The organism is Photorhabdus laumondii subsp. laumondii (genome assembly GCF_003343245.1).
GTDB classification, from domain to species: Bacteria; Pseudomonadota; Gammaproteobacteria; order Enterobacterales; family Enterobacteriaceae; genus Photorhabdus; species Photorhabdus laumondii.
The window spans coordinates 2,156,895-2,171,792 of sequence record NZ_CP024901.1; the positions used below are offsets into that span (position 1 = coordinate 2,156,895).

Sequence of the window (14,898 nt, forward strand, 5' to 3'; positions counted from 1 at the left end):
TAATAATTATTCTGAGTTATGGTTTTGAAAAGGGATCAATATGATGAGTAAAGGATCGCGTTACATTTTTGTCATTTTATCTGCAATTTCTTTCCAGGCATTTGCCTCAAATTTTGACTACAAAAGTGATATTCCTGCTGATAATAAGCCATCTGCGGACTATTTGAAGAAACGGGAAAATCTTCAACCTAAGCATTGGGATGTGGATAAACTCATTACGGATAATAATGCGGTGGAGAAGCGGGAACTGGCAAGACAGGTGAAAGAAGATGAACTTAATCGGAAGAGCCGAGAGTTTAATGATCGTGTCAATGAGAAAATCCGTCAGGATCTTGAGCGTACTGCGCGTATTAAAGAGAATAACGGTATGACCAGAAGTAACTTTTTTGATCGGGAATAACCGTGACTTAAAGCAGTTCGACAGTGAAGTGAATGACTGGTCGGGAAAAATAGGCAGTTTGTCGATAATCATTGACACTCTTTCGAAAGAATTTCCTCCATTAGCATGTGATTATATACCCTATGGATTTCAAGATGGATCGCGATGGCAAGGGAGCGAATCCCCGGGAACACAGATAACGATGTGACCGGGGTGAGTAAGTGCAGCCAACAAAGAGGCAACTTGAAAGATGACGGGTATAATGACTTCGCACTAAAGGAGAAGAATATATGGAAAAGATCGAATGGACTGACTTTGAGAAAGTCGACATGCGGGTTGGCACAATTATTTCAGTAGAATTGAATCCTCAAGCCAGCAAACCTGCCTATAAATTACAAATTGATCTTGGCGAATTGGGCGTTAAAAGCTCAAGTGCCCAGATAACGGTGCATTATACACCTGAACAATTAATTGGCCGTCAGGTTCTTTGTGTGTGCAATTTTCCACCAAAGCGGATTGCTGGTGTCAAATCGGAAGTATTGCTGACCGGCAGTGTGGATGAAAATGGTGCGGTGGTGATCGCAGAATTTACTCTTCCTGTCCCAAATGGTCATAAGTTATTGTAAATCACACTATTTTGTTGTCGAATGAATGGAGTTTATTTTAATCAGCGACAATGAATATGGCTGTTCAATTACCTTCATTACATTTACGCCGGTATTCTGCCGAAACTATTAGCCATAGCCACCAAGGGTTATGGCAGTTCGTTTTTGGCTATAACGGGCAACTTGAGTTAAACGTAGAAGGACAACAACGTACCGTTAGTTTTGGAAATGTTGTGATGATCCCACCGGATGCGAAACACAGCTTTTTCGCTAGTGGTGAAAATCAGCAATTGGTGCTGGAGTTGCCTTCGGCACTGTTTAATCCATTACATAGTGATGCTTTCTGGCAACCATTACCTGATTCTGTGCTTGCTCTTATTAAGTGGTTACATGATTACCCGCAACCACCGGCTAATCACGCTGATGCTGCCCGTTTGCTGCTCGCTCAGCTACCACAAGTAGGTTCATCTTCAGCGTTGATAGTTAAACTACATCGGGGGCTTGTTGGGCGTCTGCATGAGAAAGTGACGGTGATGGATATGGCTAATATTTGCGCAGTATCTGCCAGTACCTTGCATCGTAAACTTTTTAATGCAACAGGGATGAGTCCAATGGCTTATTTAAAAACGTGCCGGATGGAATTTGCCTATAATTTGTTGGCTTACAGTGATAGGACTTTGGCTGACATTGCTTTTCTGTCTGGTTATGCCTCCCAGTCAGCTTTTACTTTTGCATTTAGTCAACATTATGGTTGTACTCCAGCCAGGTTGCGTAAAGGCAAATGATATTTTCAGCATTTTATGACTTGATGCACAATGTGATTGTGCGTAATATACAAACAACGAGGATGTTATGGCTGTTGAATTCAGGGATGGATGGCTAGAAAGATTTTATGAACAAGATTTACCGCACAAATGCATACCTGCATCTTTACAGCGTGCGTTATACAGAAAACTACAAATTTTGGATGCTTCGGTTAAAGAGGCTGATTTAAGAATCCCTCCGGGAAACCATTTTGAATACTTGAATGGCTATTTGAGGGGATGGTGCTCAATAAGAGTAAATAAGCAATATAGGCTTATTTTTCAATGGATTGATGGTATTGCGGTTGATACATATCTGGATCCTCATAACTATTAAACTGAGGGAAATAAATGATGAGGAATACAAAACGTCGCCCTGCAACAGTGGGTGAAATATTGGTGAGTGAGTTTCTGGTGCCTTTGAATATCGAAATTAATGTGCTTGCGGAAGCTATGGGTGTTCACCGCAATACATTAAGTAGAATTGTGCATGATAAAGGTTCGCTAACCGTTCCTATGGCGATCAAATTGGCAGCGGCTTTGGGCAATACAGCGGAGTTTTGGCTTAATATTCAACATTCAGTTGAACTGTGGGATGTGCGTAATCATGCCTATCAAGCGGAATCACTGAATGTAAAACAGATAGTTAAGCTATCAGTTACAGCGGCAATGCACTAATGTGTTTGTTTTTAAGAATACGAATGCGTTGAAATACGTAAAGCCATCTTATGATGAGATAGCTTTACGTGAGTGATATACCCTATGGATTTCAAGATGGATCGCGACGGCAAGGGAGCGAATCCCCGGGAGCATAGAGAACTATGTGACCGGGGTGAGTGAGTGCAGCCAACAAAGAGGCAACTTGAAAGATAACGGGTATAAATATTATTGAGCTTTCGCTTCTGATTTATCAGCACTGTTAAGCAGGCGGCGAATAGGGACAATTAATACCATTAATACGGCTGCACAAATAACCAGTGCCAAAGATACACGGGAGAACAGATCAGGTAGGTTGTCCAGTTGGTCAGCGCGCACATGTCCACCAATTAAGCCAGCAGCTAGATTGCCCAAAGCACTTGCACAAAACCACAAGCCCATGACCTGACCGCGCATTCGAGATGGGGCCAGTATTGTCATCGTTGCGAGCCCAATGGGGCTAAGGCACAGCTCACCGAGTGTCAGAAACAGAGAACTTGATATCAGCCAGAAAGGAGAAACGGTTTCACCGGTTGCCAGCACATTTTGCGCAGCCAGAATCATCACGCCAAAACCACCGGCAGCGAACAGAATACCAATAATGAATTTACTAATGCTGCTCGGGTTGATGTTGTTTTTTGCTAATCTGGGCCAGAACCAACTGAATACGGGGGCCAGCAGGATAATAAACAGTGCATTAATTGACTGGAACCATACTGTCGGGATCTCAAACCCCATCACTATACGGTTAGTATAATCATTGGCGAACAGGTTGAATGACGTTGGTGTTTGCTCGTATGCAGACCAGAAGAATGCAGCAGATACCAGCAGGATAAAACAGACCAGCAGGCGCGAACGGTCACTACTGCTTAAGCCGGCAAACAGGAACAAATAGGCAAAGTAAAGTGTTACACAGGATGAGATCACATAGACCATTGCGCTGGCTACGGCTACCGGATTGAATGGAATTACACCAAGGATTAGCAGAGCAATAATAGCAATGATAGCGATAACAGTGGTAAAGACCCATTTGCCGACGTTTTCACGCTTCACTGTAGGGTGGTCCCAGCTTGAATCCAAACCACCTTCTTTATCATACTGACGCATCAAAGGGATCGTGTAGAAACGGAATATCAATAGGGCAACTAGCATCCCCAACCCTCCGATACCAAAACCCCAGTGCCAGCCATAGTCACGAACCAGCAAGCCTGTAGTCAGAGGAGCAATGAAGGAACCGATATTAATTCCCATATAAAATAGGGAAAAACCACCATCACGACGTGGATCATCTTTTTTATACAGAGTTCCGACCATCACGGTGACACAGGTTTTAAACAGTCCTGTACCTAATACGATCAGTAATAAGCCAATAAAGAACAAATAATGACTGAAGAAAGCGGAAAGAGCGATAGACAAGTGCCCTAGTGCAATAATGATTGAGCCATACCAGACTGCTTGACGTTGGCCTAACCAGTTATCCGCCAGCCAACCACCGGGTAGTGCGGTCAGATACACACTACCTGCAAAGATACCGACAATGGCAGCGGCCTGTTCACGAGGAATACCCATACCACCATCATAGATGGTTGCAGCCATGAATAAGATCAGCAGTGGACGAATGCCGTAGTAAGAGAAACGTTCCCACATTTCTGTGAAGAACAAAGAACTTAATGGATAAGGATGTCCAAAGAAAGTTCTGGTTTTCGTATTGTTAATGGAGGATTGCATCTAAGTTTTCCTATAAGACTACACTCTAAGAGTGCAGTGTGTGTGACAAATAAAGCTTTTAAAAAGCTCTTTTAAATTTAGGTTTAGAGCAAACAAAAAAGCCACGTTTTTATTAAATAATGTCCTATCTTGTTAATATATTTTTAACATATTTTTCGATCAATTTTATTAACAAGTAGGATATCTCTTACTTTATATTCCATATTTCAGAGCAAAATCCGACATAAATCTCATTTCTCATAATTAATAGGCTAAAATGAGGATAAAACCTATTGACTTATTTCTATTTATATTCGATGTTTTTTTATGGAAAAAATATTTTAAAATAATAAATTAAATAATAACGGTAATATATACCCAATGGATTTCAAGATGCATCGCGACGGCAAGGGAGTGAATCCCCGGGAGCATAGATAACTATGTGACCGGGGTGAGCGAGCGCAGCCAACAAAGAGGCAACTTGAAGGATAACGGGTATATAAGGTATCTTTTCAAAGGCTAGATATTAACGGTAATAATGAAGGGTAAGAAAAGTAACGTGATTTGATTGTCAATTTAGTATTTATTTTGAAATTTTAAATGAATCCTTATTTCTTATATAAAAATTGGAAAAAAATTAAATTAAAAAATATGGCATCAGCATTGAAATGAGATAGTCAATTATTGAGGGATACCAAAGTGATTATGGCTGTTTCCTGGATAAAGAAACAGCCATGAATAGATTTAATGGATTTTATCAGCTTGCCCGTAGAGAGAAGGCATCCCCTTAGGCCGGGTTTTAAAGCGACGATGCAACCACATATATTGATCAGGTGCCTGTAAAATTTCCTGTTCGACAACTCTATTCATGAAAGCAGCCGCTTTCACTTCATCATCTTTTGGAAATCCTGCCACTGTTGGTTGAATAATCAGTTCATAACCCTTTCCATCAGGCAGACGACGGGGAGTAAAGGGGATCATTGCCGGATCAGCGAGGCGCACAAGTATCGACGTGCCGGTGGTGGTTGCAGCGTGTTCTACAGCAAATAGTGGTGCAAATACACTTTTTCGTGGGCCGTAATCATGATCGGGGGCGTACCAGACAATTTCGCCATTTTTCAGACAGCGGATCATGCCTTTGACATCTTTTCTATCCAGCATATATTTGTTGGAGCGCAGTCGTCCCCATGTTTGTAGCCAATCCATAACTGGATTATCATTTGGTCGGTAGACGCCAATGCCAGGATTGAGCAAACCGAGAATGCGGGCACCGAGTTCCAGTGTCAGGAAATGGATACCAATAACAATAATTCCTTGCCCAGTAGTTTGAATTTTCTGAATGTTTTCTTGCCCAGTCACTTTAAACCAGCGTTCTATCCGCCAGTCAGGCCAAAACCAAGCCATGCCCGTTTCAAATATTCCCATTCCGACGGATTCAAAGTTTTTTATTAATAGCGCGTTGCGCTCCTCTTGTGGCATATCAGGAAAACATAGCTCAAGATTTCTTTCGGCAACTTTGGCACGTTTTTTCAGAAAGTGCATAGAAAATCGGCCCAGACGAGTGCCTATCCGGTAAATAATGGGATAGGGGAGCAGCACCAGTAAGTAAAGCAGACTGATACCAAACCAAGTAGGCCAATAACGGGGATGCAGTAGTGAACGTTGAAAAGAAGGCGCTTGTATCATGGATTCTCAGGTTTTTATAGTTCCAACAAGATGGACAAAACAATTTCCTTATTGTGACATTTTTTGACGGGATATCGAAGTTTTCAAGTATGAAATGTTTATGATCTTGATTTTGGTGCACTTAGCTTTTGTCATTGGTAAAGAGTGATAGCTCGTAATTTACTGATAAATAAAAATTAAAATAGTTTTACAGAGCTATTTACAATTTATGTAGATAATATTACTGTTTATATGAACAGTATTGTTTGTGGAGGGAAAAATTATGCATGTAATTATGCATGTAATTATGCATGTAGAAGTTACGATCGATAAATCTAAAAAACTGCCAAAAGGTGCTGTCCCTGCGCTTGCTGTAGAACTAGATAACCGTCTTAAACGTCGCTGGCCTGATATTAAAACCAATGTGAAGTTGGCAAGTCATGATGGGCTGTCTGTTCGTGGTGGCACTCCTGATGACAGGAAAGCTGTTGAAGAGATTCTACAAGAGACATGGGAAAGCGCTGATGATTGGTTCCAGCCTTGATAGAGAGTTACAAATGACTACTCGTTGAAAATCATTTTCGTTATCATATACCCTATAGATTTCAAGATGCATCGCGACGGCAAGGGAGCGAATCCCTGGAAGCATAGGTAACTATGTGACCGGGGTGAGCGAGTGCAGCCAACAAAGAGGCAACTTGAAAGATAACAGGTATATTACGCTTGATAGCGGAGGCTATCACTTATACATCCCTATTTTATGACTTGAAATTCAGGAAAGTACACCATGCCAGTGTTACACAACCGCATTTCTAATAAAGAGCTGAAAGCACGTATGTTGGCGGAGACCCAACCTCGTACGACCATCTCTTTTTACAAATATTTTAACATCTTAAATCCTCTGGATTTTCGTAACAGCTTGTATCAACAATTTACCGACCTCTCAGTATTTGGCCGGGTTTATATTGCTAAAGAGGGGATTAATGCTCAGATAAGTTTACCAACTCATAATTTGGAAGCATTCAAGGCGTTATTGTATAGCGTTGATCCTGCATTGGATAATTTGAGGCTGAATATTGCGCTTGATGATGATGGGAAATCTTTCTGGGTTTTGCGTATGAAAGTACGTGATCGTGTAGTGGCTGATGGGATTGATGATGAAACTTTTGATCCATCAAAAACCGGCGAGTACCTTAAAGCAGAGCAGGTCAACCAGATGCTGGATAATCCTGATACGCTATTTGTCGATATGCGCAATCACTATGAATATGAAGTTGGGCATTTTGAAAATGCAATTGAAGTTCCTTCTGATACATTCCGTGAACAGTTGCCAATGGTTGCGGAAATGTTGCAGGATAATAAGGATAAAAATATTGTAATGTACTGCACTGGTGGTATTCGCTGTGAAAAAGCCAGTGCTTATATGCTGCACAATGGCTTTAAAAACGTCTATCACGTAGAGGGCGGTATTATCGAATATGCTCGTAAAGCGAGAGAACAGGGATTACCGGTACGTTTTGTTGGTAAAAACTTTGTCTTTGATGAGCGGATGGGAGAGCGTATTTCAGACGATGTGATTGCTCATTGCCATCAATGTGGCGTGTCTTGCGACAGTCATACTAATTGTAAAAATGAAGGTTGCCACTTGCTATTTATTCAGTGTCCAGAGTGTGCAACTAAATTTGAAGGCTGTTGTAGTGAAATGTGCAGAGAAGAAGTCAGGTTACCGGAAACCGAGCAGCGTGCTCGCCGTGCTGGTCGTGAAAATGGAGCAAAAATATTTAATAAATCCCGGCACCGTCTACAGGATGGGTTGAACAGTACTTCACTACAGTCTGTTGAATAACGTGATTAATCGCTGGCACAGAGATCAATGTGCCAGTTGATTTGATTAATAGAGATATTTAAATACATTGTAAATAAAGCAGAGTTCAATTCTATTACGCACATTGATTTTTTCAGTAATGTGTCTTTTATGAGAATAGACTGTGCTATTACTGATTTTTAACTTTTGGGATATCTGGTAATTAGGGATTTCTTTCATCCAGTAATCGATAACTTTATGCTCTTGAGGGCTGAAAATAGAGCAATACTGGTCGATTGTTGCTCTGTGTCTCTGAATTTCTTGCAATGTGGTTTTGCTAATTTTATTAAGCAGATAGGTAAGATTTCTCTTTGCCAGAATAACAGCATTATCTTTCAATGTAATATAATTGTCACAATAAGGATAGGCGCTATTAAGGTATATATAAATACGAGTGTTATCTGTAAGAGTTATAAATTTCTGTAAATCGGAACAGTAACTGGCATGATGACAATAATGTGTCAAGTTAGCTAAAACGATATCAGGAGCAAAATGAGTTACAATATTTATCGCCTCATTAATTGAAGGTGAGTCAACAATTTCAAGATCTTCGACATTATCATTTTTCTTTAAAAACTCTCTGATACCTGAACGGGTATAATAGCACTCTTCAACAATTAAGATTTTCATTATTGCACATCCCTGTTCCTGTTTGGCCAAACTCACAATAAACGCCCCATCTATCAGTAGTCAACTCGGCAAATTTGATGGTTAAGTTAGCTTAATCCGAAATTATTATATAGTGATATGGTATTCCAGACAAAATCTTTGAGATGAATCGATGCGTCTCCTAACCGGACACCCATTTATACGGGTGTCCGGGTTTAAGATTATTAATGTTTTGTATGGTTTAGATCGCTGTATTCTGAAGATTCGATCTTTTCAATTCCTGCCTGGAGGATGTATATCAATTGCTTTGCAATGTCAGTTGTCAACCATAAGGTTCGATCTACCATGACATGTTCTGGTGTTTGATCTTGGGAGGACAAATAGTGAAGGCGTAGCATCACTGCATCATATGTATCGACGGTACTGACATCCCAGCCTACAACAGGATGCGTTTGAATAACTTCATCTTTACTGCCCATAAAACCTCCTAATCAGATCACTGCATTATTTATTAATATCATTGACTAAGAGCAAACTACCTCATTCCTGAATGAGTCATTAGTTAGTATATGCTTTTTAATGAAAGTAAGAAGGTTTTTTGTTAGGAATTATGAGTTGGTGTGTTGGTAACTATGTAAATTAATGGGGATGATGACCATCCCCATGTTATATCAGTCTGTTACTTTCACATCCCAGCGGGCATCTTCGCCAGCCAAAAATGGAATAAGTTTTTCATTATTGCAATCAATGTGTTCAATGACGGTAGAAGGTTTGCGAGTTAGTTCAATAAAGCCTTCATTGACAGGTAGCCCGTAAAATTTAGGGCCATTAAGTGAACAGAAAGCTTCAAAATGCGGTAATGCATTCATCTCCTCAAACACTGTTGCATAAGCAGGTAGCGCTGATGGTGCGTTAAAGACGCCGGCACAACCACAAGAGGATTCTTTCTTTTGTTGTGCATGTGGTGCTGAGTCTGTACCTAGAAAGAAGCGATCACAGCCACTGGCGACGGCTGCCCGTAAAGCCTCTTGATGCACATTGCGTTTTAGCACAGGCAGACAGTATAGGTGTGGCCGAATCCCACCAACTAGCATATGGTTGCGATTGAACATGAGATGCTGTGGAGTTAATGTTGCTGCCAGATTGTTATTGCCTTCCAGCACATATTGTGCGGCTTCTTTGGTAGTTATGTGTTCAAACACAACTTTCAGTGCTGGGAATTGATTACGTAGTGGTTCCATGACTTGTTCAATAAAACGGGCTTCTCGATCGAAAATATCAATATGAGAAGCAGTAACCTCACCGTGGACGAGCAGAGGCATCCCCAGTTTTTCCATCACGGCTAATAGTGGATAAATATTCTTTATATCAGAGACGCCGTGACTTGAATTGGTTGTGGCATTGGCAGGGTAGAGCTTGCAAGCGGTAAAAATGCCTTCTTTATAACCAATTTCTATCTGAGAGCTTTCAGTCGTGTCAGTAAGATAACAAGTCATAAGAGGCTGGAAATTATCTCCTTCGGGAATAGCTGCCAGTATTCTGCCTCTATAAGCCTTGGCACTGACCACTTCTGTAATCGGCGTAAGCAGATTAGGCATGACGATAGCTCGGCCAAAGTAATGACTGGTGTAGGGAACGACAGTTCTTAGCATTTCACCATCACGAAAATGGATGTGCCAGTCATCAGGGCGGCGGATTTTTATTGTGTATGATTCAGTGGTCATGAGAAACCGGCTCCAGTATATATGATAGGAATGAAGATGCTGAGTTCAGCATATCCAGGCCGGGAATGGATGATAAAGCTAAAATGGTTGAATAGCTATTAATGAATATAAGTTTTAGAAAAAAATTCAGCCAAATCAACTAGGTTAGGGTAGTCAGAGGTGGATTTTCTTATAACAAAGGAAAAATGAAATATGAGGGTAAAAAATAAATGAAGTTGGCTCCTCTGACTGGACTCGAACTTCATCTGTATCTCCTATTATTACTGCCATTGTGAAAATAACATGATTATTTACCAACATATTTACCATCATTATTGTTTTCTTATGATAAAAATGTCAATTAAAAACAACTGGTTGTTGTCATAACTATCTAACTAACCCGAATTCTGCTTAATCCGTCATTGAAAAATCGTCTTCTGAGTAGAAAACTTTCAGTGATGGCTTCTTCAATTTAAGGCAGTAAGCAATCAATCCACCTAAAACGCACAACAGAAAGCCTTTTATACTTCGGTGGCGGGAATGCTCTATTTGAGAAAGAGTTTTTAATTGCCCATTAATCGTTTCAATGATAAAACGCTTTTTTAACATTATCTTATCCCACTCAGCTTGCATACTCGCTTTCATGTTACGCCGTTTTTTCGTGATGAAAGTGACATCGGTTTTAGCTAAATCGTCCGCCAATTCCTGGCTGAGGTAACCTTTGTCACCGTAAAGAGAACCCGTTAATTCTTTTGATAATTCACGAACAGGTTCCCGATCATCCACATTACCCGGAGTCACTTTAAGCGCGAGAATTTCACCCTGATGATTGACAACCAGGTGTAATTTGAAACCGTAAAACCAGCCCATTGAATTTTTTCCGCGCTTTGCTATCCCCGCAAAGACCTTATGTCGAGGGATGCGAATGTTATGGCAGACACTCAAACGGGTGGAATCAATAAAAGCAATGCCTGTGGGTTTCCCTTTTAATTGAGTCAGATAGCTGCATAATGGCACCAAAACGGAAGGAGCCACACTGACAAAACGAGGATAGCTAAGCAAGGTTGGAAAATCCTTATGGTGATATTTCCAAATATGTTCTAGATAAAAATGTTTAAAATCACGGTAATGCGACATATGAAAAAGGATCAAAATGGTCATGATTTCACTGGGATACATATGACCTTGTCGGCGGCGTAAACGATGCCCGCTATCGAGACAAAATTGTTCCCATTGAGGGATGAAAAAACGGCAAAAATCATCGACATCACAGAAAATTTCAACTAAGTTGTCCATAGCCTGTTCCCCCCTCGGAGCTGTTTTTGGTGCACACCAAAACTTTGCTCCTGGAACAGGCTTCTCGTCAATTTCTTATCCAGAATTCGGGTTAACTATGAACGCCATTTCTTACTTTCTCTGTCAATACGATATTGCTGTTATTTTTCTGAAAGTAATTGATATAAAACAATTAGTTATTGTTTAGTAAATAAAAGATGTTTAGTCAAGATGAGATTGCTCATCTTCAAGGTTACTTGTCTGTCATCACACCATTTTGAAAACCTTCCCCTCATTTTCACTTTCTCTATCATGTTGAATGGGCTAACTTTTATGAAACATGAATGTAATCGGCAGGACAAGAACAATGACTACTCAAAAGGAAATGGACGATATCAGGACAGCCTTATCTTGGTTTGATGTACGCCGATATGATGCCCTGAAAGATCTTACTTTAGAGCAAATCTATGCTGAACTTGAAAGACGGATGTTTGCTTACAAAACAAGGCAGCAATGGGATACAGCAGGCAAAAATAATCAAATGCAAGCTATATACCATGAGGCAACAATCCGATGCGGTGATGTGATACTTGAATCGAAATGGATTTCAGATAATCAGAGACTCTCACATAGCTATGCTGTCAGACCAATGACCAGAGGTGCATTGTTTAACTATGGACGGGCGATGTATCGACTGGAGACTTCTGAGCAAACAGATCCTGTTGCAGTGAGTTCTGACTACATCTCTGAGTATCTGAAACAAGGAGGCATGAACCCTACTAACAAGATGCTGATCGAAATTGACTTGGAACAAGCCAGCAGTGACGATCTCGCAGAACACCTGAAAGTGCTGATTGCTCTATGGCAAAAGCACCTTAAAACGGCAAAACCACCTAAACGATCTTTTCGTTTTGGTCATAAGACCTTTCAAAGAATACTTGATTACAAAGTCATCCCTTTAATGGATTTGATCTCATGGGAACAGACCTACAACGAAGGTAAGAACATACCGTTCAACATTTTAGCTGACATCCTGCATGGTACTGGCGGGGTTCGGAGCCGTGATCACATCAAAGATACTGATTATGATTACGCGAAAAGCTATCTCGATAAGGATGAGTATTTCAAGGTTTTGAATGATTTCTATATAAAAAACATCCTGTTAAAGGACTGGAAGATCACTGAAGTCATAAAAATCAACGATAAAGCCCCCTGATAAAGACAAAAAGTAAACACAAGGGATGTTCACTATCTGTGAGTATCCCTATAACTACTTCCCCTCTACCAGTTTCCGCGAAGTTCGGGATTTGCGAACGTCCCTAGTTTAGAACCAGCCAAAATCCTAGAATTATCTCCATCGAACAACACAGGAGATAAACATGGTCCAAATCAAAACAGACAAACATCAGAAACTTATTCGTTTGCCCGAAGTAATCAGAAGAACGGGGTTTGGTAAAACGTGGATATATACCCTTATAAGAGCGGGTAAATTTCCTAAACAAGTTAAAACCGGATTGCGTTCTATAGCATTTATTGAAAGTGAGATTGATGCATGGATCGAAAAGGTTATTCAGGCATCACGTACTCAAGCAGTTTAATAGATACTGTTAATATAATAATATAAGGAGGTTTTATGTAAAATCTGAAAAAAGAAGTTTGCTATTAACGACATTCCTTACCGAAATAAAATAATACAGGTTTTCTGTAGGGATATTTTCACTCAAATTATAGAAGGAAATGAATATGAATATGAATATGAATAATACAATAACTGAAACTCATGTGATAACAGTCACCAATGAATCAACCAGACTGTTTATTGTTAAAGCATTTGAAGGTTATGAGCTTTATATCAATAATATGCAGGAATACATGGGGAGCCGATTCTTTAAAAATATTGCGGACATGAAATATATGGATGATGTTTTTGATAAAGTAATAGAAAACAGTAAGGAGGGATTTAGTCAGTTCCTGAAAAAAAACAAAAGCGCAGGATCTCTAAAAGAGGTGTTTTTCGATGAGGTCAAAGTCAATCTGAGGTTTATGCATAATGTGATGTTAAACTCAGACTAATAGTTCTGTTATCTCTATTTGGCCCCGCAAGGGGCTAATAGCAACGAAAGAGAATATAAATCTGTATCTAACCATGAGGATATAAATATGAATAAAGAACTTAAGACCGAATCGAATAGATGTTTTTTCCATTTGATGACGATATTTTATGATCTAAGAATGCGCACTGCCATGAACGAGCGTCCTGATGAGATTGAAGCACTATGTAATGATGAAGCTTTCATGGGAGTTGTTTTTAAAGAATGTATCAAAAAAGCTAAATCACATTTACCATTGGTCGAGCGGCATCACCCCGGCGCTGAAGGTGTATCAGTAAAACTGGTTGATCTTGCTTATGTGATGGAAAGGCTGAAAGCATATCATCAGGATAAAGGTTTTATGAAAGAGTCTCAAAAGTAGTCTGGTTTATTTAGGCCCTGTCATTGGGCCGAATAAAAATAAAGTCTTGGATTCACATAATAAGTGCAACATCGTTAATCTGGAAGTAAACATGTTCGTATTCCTTTAAATAATTCATTCGGTGTTTTCCCACCCCGTGTTTTTCGAGGACGATTATTTAATCGGTTTACCACAAAATTTATTTCCTGATCAGAGATTTCATTAAAATTGGTTCCCTTTGGAAAGTATTGTCTGATTAACCCATTGATATTCTCATTGATCCCTCTTTCCCAAGGCGAATAAGGGTGAGCAAAGTAAATTTGGGTTTCTAATTCTTCACCGATGATTTCATGATCTGCGAACTCCAAACCGTTATCGAACGTGATGGTCTTAACCTTTTGTTTTAACGGGTATAATACTTTCACTGCTGCTTTCGCGACTTCTGATGCCTGCTTGCTATCAAGTTTAACGATAATTGTATACAGCGTCTTGCGGTCAACCAATGTTAATAAGACACTTTTTTTATCTTTCCCTATTATCGTATCTCCTTCCCAGTCCCCAATACGTTCTTTTTTATCAACAATTTCCGGGCGTTCATCAATACTGACCCGATTTTTAATTTTACCTCTTCTTTCATAGCGACCATAGCGTTTGCGATAGGGTTTTCTGGCTATTCGCAGATGTTGCCATAAATCACCCCCCTCTCTTTTATCTTGATAAATCAGTCTATAAATCGTCTCATGATGCAAAGATATCCCTTTATGTTGCTTCAAATAATCAGCCACCTGTTCAGGGCTTAAATCTTTCCAAATTAACCGTTTTATCCATCTTTTTACTTCCGGCGTTATTTTCACGGCCTTTTTAGCAAAATGACGACGCGCCAATACCTTCAAATGAGCCTGTTCAGGGCAGTATGTCTGGACTTCTTGATTTCTCTTCAATTCTCTGCTGATGGTCGATGGGCTTCGCTTAAGTGACTTCGCAATAAAAAGCTGTGAAAAACCCGCTTCTCTTAAACTGGAAATCTGGTATCTTTCTGTTTCGGTCAGTTGTGTATAGGCCATAGTGCATTTTCCTTTGGCGAGAAAGATGCCTACTATAGCAACTGACCGCCCTTCTGAAAAATTGCACTTATTAGTCG

The 14,898-nt window shown here is 40.0% G+C and carries 17 protein-coding genes and 1 pseudogene; 11 read left to right on the top strand and 7 right to left on the bottom strand.

The genetic code is table 11. The features are described 5' to 3' along the window. Positions 1-40 precede the first annotated feature (40 nt). The 5 genes from PluTT01m_RS09355 (at position 41) to PluTT01m_RS09375 (ending at position 2,465) form a co-directional block, all read left to right on the top strand. On the top strand, positions 41-400 hold the full coding sequence (locus PluTT01m_RS09355; protein WP_011146085.1) for a hypothetical protein: 360 nt from the start codon (positions 41-43) through the stop codon (positions 398-400). A gap of 269 nt (positions 401-669) precedes the next feature. Beyond that, positions 670-1,005 carry a tRNA-binding protein gene (locus PluTT01m_RS09360; RefSeq protein ID WP_011146086.1) on the top strand — a complete coding sequence of 112 codons (336 nt, stop codon included), beginning with the start codon at positions 670-672 and terminating at the stop codon, positions 1,003-1,005. Between the two features lie 56 nt (positions 1,006-1,061). After that, on the top strand, positions 1,062-1,769 hold the full coding sequence (locus PluTT01m_RS09365; RefSeq protein ID WP_011146087.1) for a helix-turn-helix domain-containing protein: 708 nt from the start codon (positions 1,062-1,064) through the stop codon (positions 1,767-1,769). A gap of 67 nt (positions 1,770-1,836) precedes the next feature. After that, positions 1,837-2,124 (top strand): type II toxin-antitoxin system RelE/ParE family toxin, encoded by a 288-nt coding sequence (locus PluTT01m_RS09370; RefSeq protein WP_011146088.1) that lies wholly within the window; start codon positions 1,837-1,839, stop codon positions 2,122-2,124. Between the two features lie 14 nt (positions 2,125-2,138). Further along, positions 2,139-2,465, top strand: a complete 327-nt coding sequence (locus PluTT01m_RS09375) for a HigA family addiction module antitoxin (RefSeq protein ID WP_011146089.1) — start codon at positions 2,139-2,141, stop codon at positions 2,463-2,465. Between the two features lie 207 nt (positions 2,466-2,672). Here PluTT01m_RS09375 and PluTT01m_RS09380 read toward each other — a convergent pair whose 3' ends face one another. Next, positions 2,673-4,211 carry a peptide MFS transporter gene (locus tag PluTT01m_RS09380; RefSeq protein WP_011146090.1) on the bottom strand — a complete coding sequence of 513 codons (1,539 nt, stop codon included), beginning with the start codon at positions 4,209-4,211 and terminating at the stop codon, positions 2,673-2,675. Positions 4,212-4,934: 723 nt separating this feature from the next. Next, entirely contained in the window at positions 4,935-5,876 is a 942-nt protein-coding gene (locus tag PluTT01m_RS09385; RefSeq protein ID WP_011146091.1) for a Kdo(2)-lipid IV(A) acyltransferase, read from the bottom strand. A 286-nt stretch (positions 5,877-6,162) separates the two neighbouring features. Here PluTT01m_RS09385 and PluTT01m_RS09390 point away from each other — a divergent pair, with 286 nt between their 5' ends. Further along, positions 6,163-6,399, top strand: a complete 237-nt coding sequence (locus PluTT01m_RS09390; RefSeq protein WP_011146092.1) for a DinI family protein — start codon at positions 6,163-6,165, stop codon at positions 6,397-6,399. 243 nt (positions 6,400-6,642) lie between these two features. After that, complete coding sequence (trhO, locus tag PluTT01m_RS09395) at positions 6,643-7,701, top strand: oxygen-dependent tRNA uridine(34) hydroxylase TrhO (RefSeq protein ID WP_011146093.1); 1,059 nt, start codon at positions 6,643-6,645, stop codon at positions 7,699-7,701. A 45-nt stretch (positions 7,702-7,746) separates the two neighbouring features. Here the strand turns inward: trhO and PluTT01m_RS09400 are convergent, their stop codons facing one another. The 4 genes from PluTT01m_RS09400 to PluTT01m_RS09415 form a co-directional block, all read right to left on the bottom strand. Continuing rightward, positions 7,747-8,349, bottom strand: coding sequence for a response regulator transcription factor (locus tag PluTT01m_RS09400; protein WP_011146094.1), 603 nt, complete (start codon positions 8,347-8,349; stop codon positions 7,747-7,749). 203 nt (positions 8,350-8,552) lie between these two features. Further along, the gene (bssS, locus tag PluTT01m_RS09405) at positions 8,553-8,807 is read right to left on the bottom strand and encodes a biofilm formation regulator BssS (protein ID WP_011146095.1); all 255 of its coding nucleotides are present in this window, start codon (positions 8,805-8,807) and stop codon (positions 8,553-8,555) included. A 192-nt stretch (positions 8,808-8,999) separates the two neighbouring features. Further along, positions 9,000-10,052 (bottom strand): dihydroorotase, encoded by a 1,053-nt coding sequence (gene pyrC / locus PluTT01m_RS09410; RefSeq protein ID WP_011146096.1) that lies wholly within the window; start codon positions 10,050-10,052, stop codon positions 9,000-9,002. 390 nt (positions 10,053-10,442) lie between these two features. Beyond that, on the bottom strand, positions 10,443-11,327 hold the full coding sequence (locus PluTT01m_RS09415) for an IS982-like element ISPlu6 family transposase (protein WP_011144786.1): 885 nt from the start codon (positions 11,325-11,327) through the stop codon (positions 10,443-10,445). 346 nt (positions 11,328-11,673) lie between these two features. On the opposite strand from PluTT01m_RS09415, the pseudogene PluTT01m_RS09420 reads away from it, so the two are divergent. The 4 genes and pseudogenes from PluTT01m_RS09420 (at position 11,674) to PluTT01m_RS09435 (ending at position 13,778) form a co-directional block, all read left to right on the top strand. Next, positions 11,674-12,538: pseudogene (locus tag PluTT01m_RS09420) on the top strand (DUF6387 family protein). A gap of 147 nt (positions 12,539-12,685) precedes the next feature. Next, positions 12,686-12,904, top strand: coding sequence for a helix-turn-helix transcriptional regulator (locus tag PluTT01m_RS09425; RefSeq protein WP_041380034.1), 219 nt, complete (start codon positions 12,686-12,688; stop codon positions 12,902-12,904). A 145-nt stretch (positions 12,905-13,049) separates the two neighbouring features. Beyond that, entirely contained in the window at positions 13,050-13,379 is a 330-nt protein-coding gene (locus tag PluTT01m_RS09430) for a hypothetical protein (protein WP_011146098.1), read from the top strand. A gap of 87 nt (positions 13,380-13,466) precedes the next feature. After that, complete coding sequence (locus tag PluTT01m_RS09435) at positions 13,467-13,778, top strand: hypothetical protein (RefSeq protein ID WP_011146099.1); 312 nt, start codon at positions 13,467-13,469, stop codon at positions 13,776-13,778. A gap of 74 nt (positions 13,779-13,852) precedes the next feature. On the opposite strand, the gene PluTT01m_RS09440 is transcribed toward PluTT01m_RS09435, so the two are convergent. Continuing rightward, the gene (locus tag PluTT01m_RS09440; protein ID WP_011145223.1) at positions 13,853-14,821 is read right to left on the bottom strand and encodes an IS30-like element ISPlu1 family transposase; all 969 of its coding nucleotides are present in this window, start codon (positions 14,819-14,821) and stop codon (positions 13,853-13,855) included. Positions 14,822-14,898: the final 77 nt, after the last annotated feature.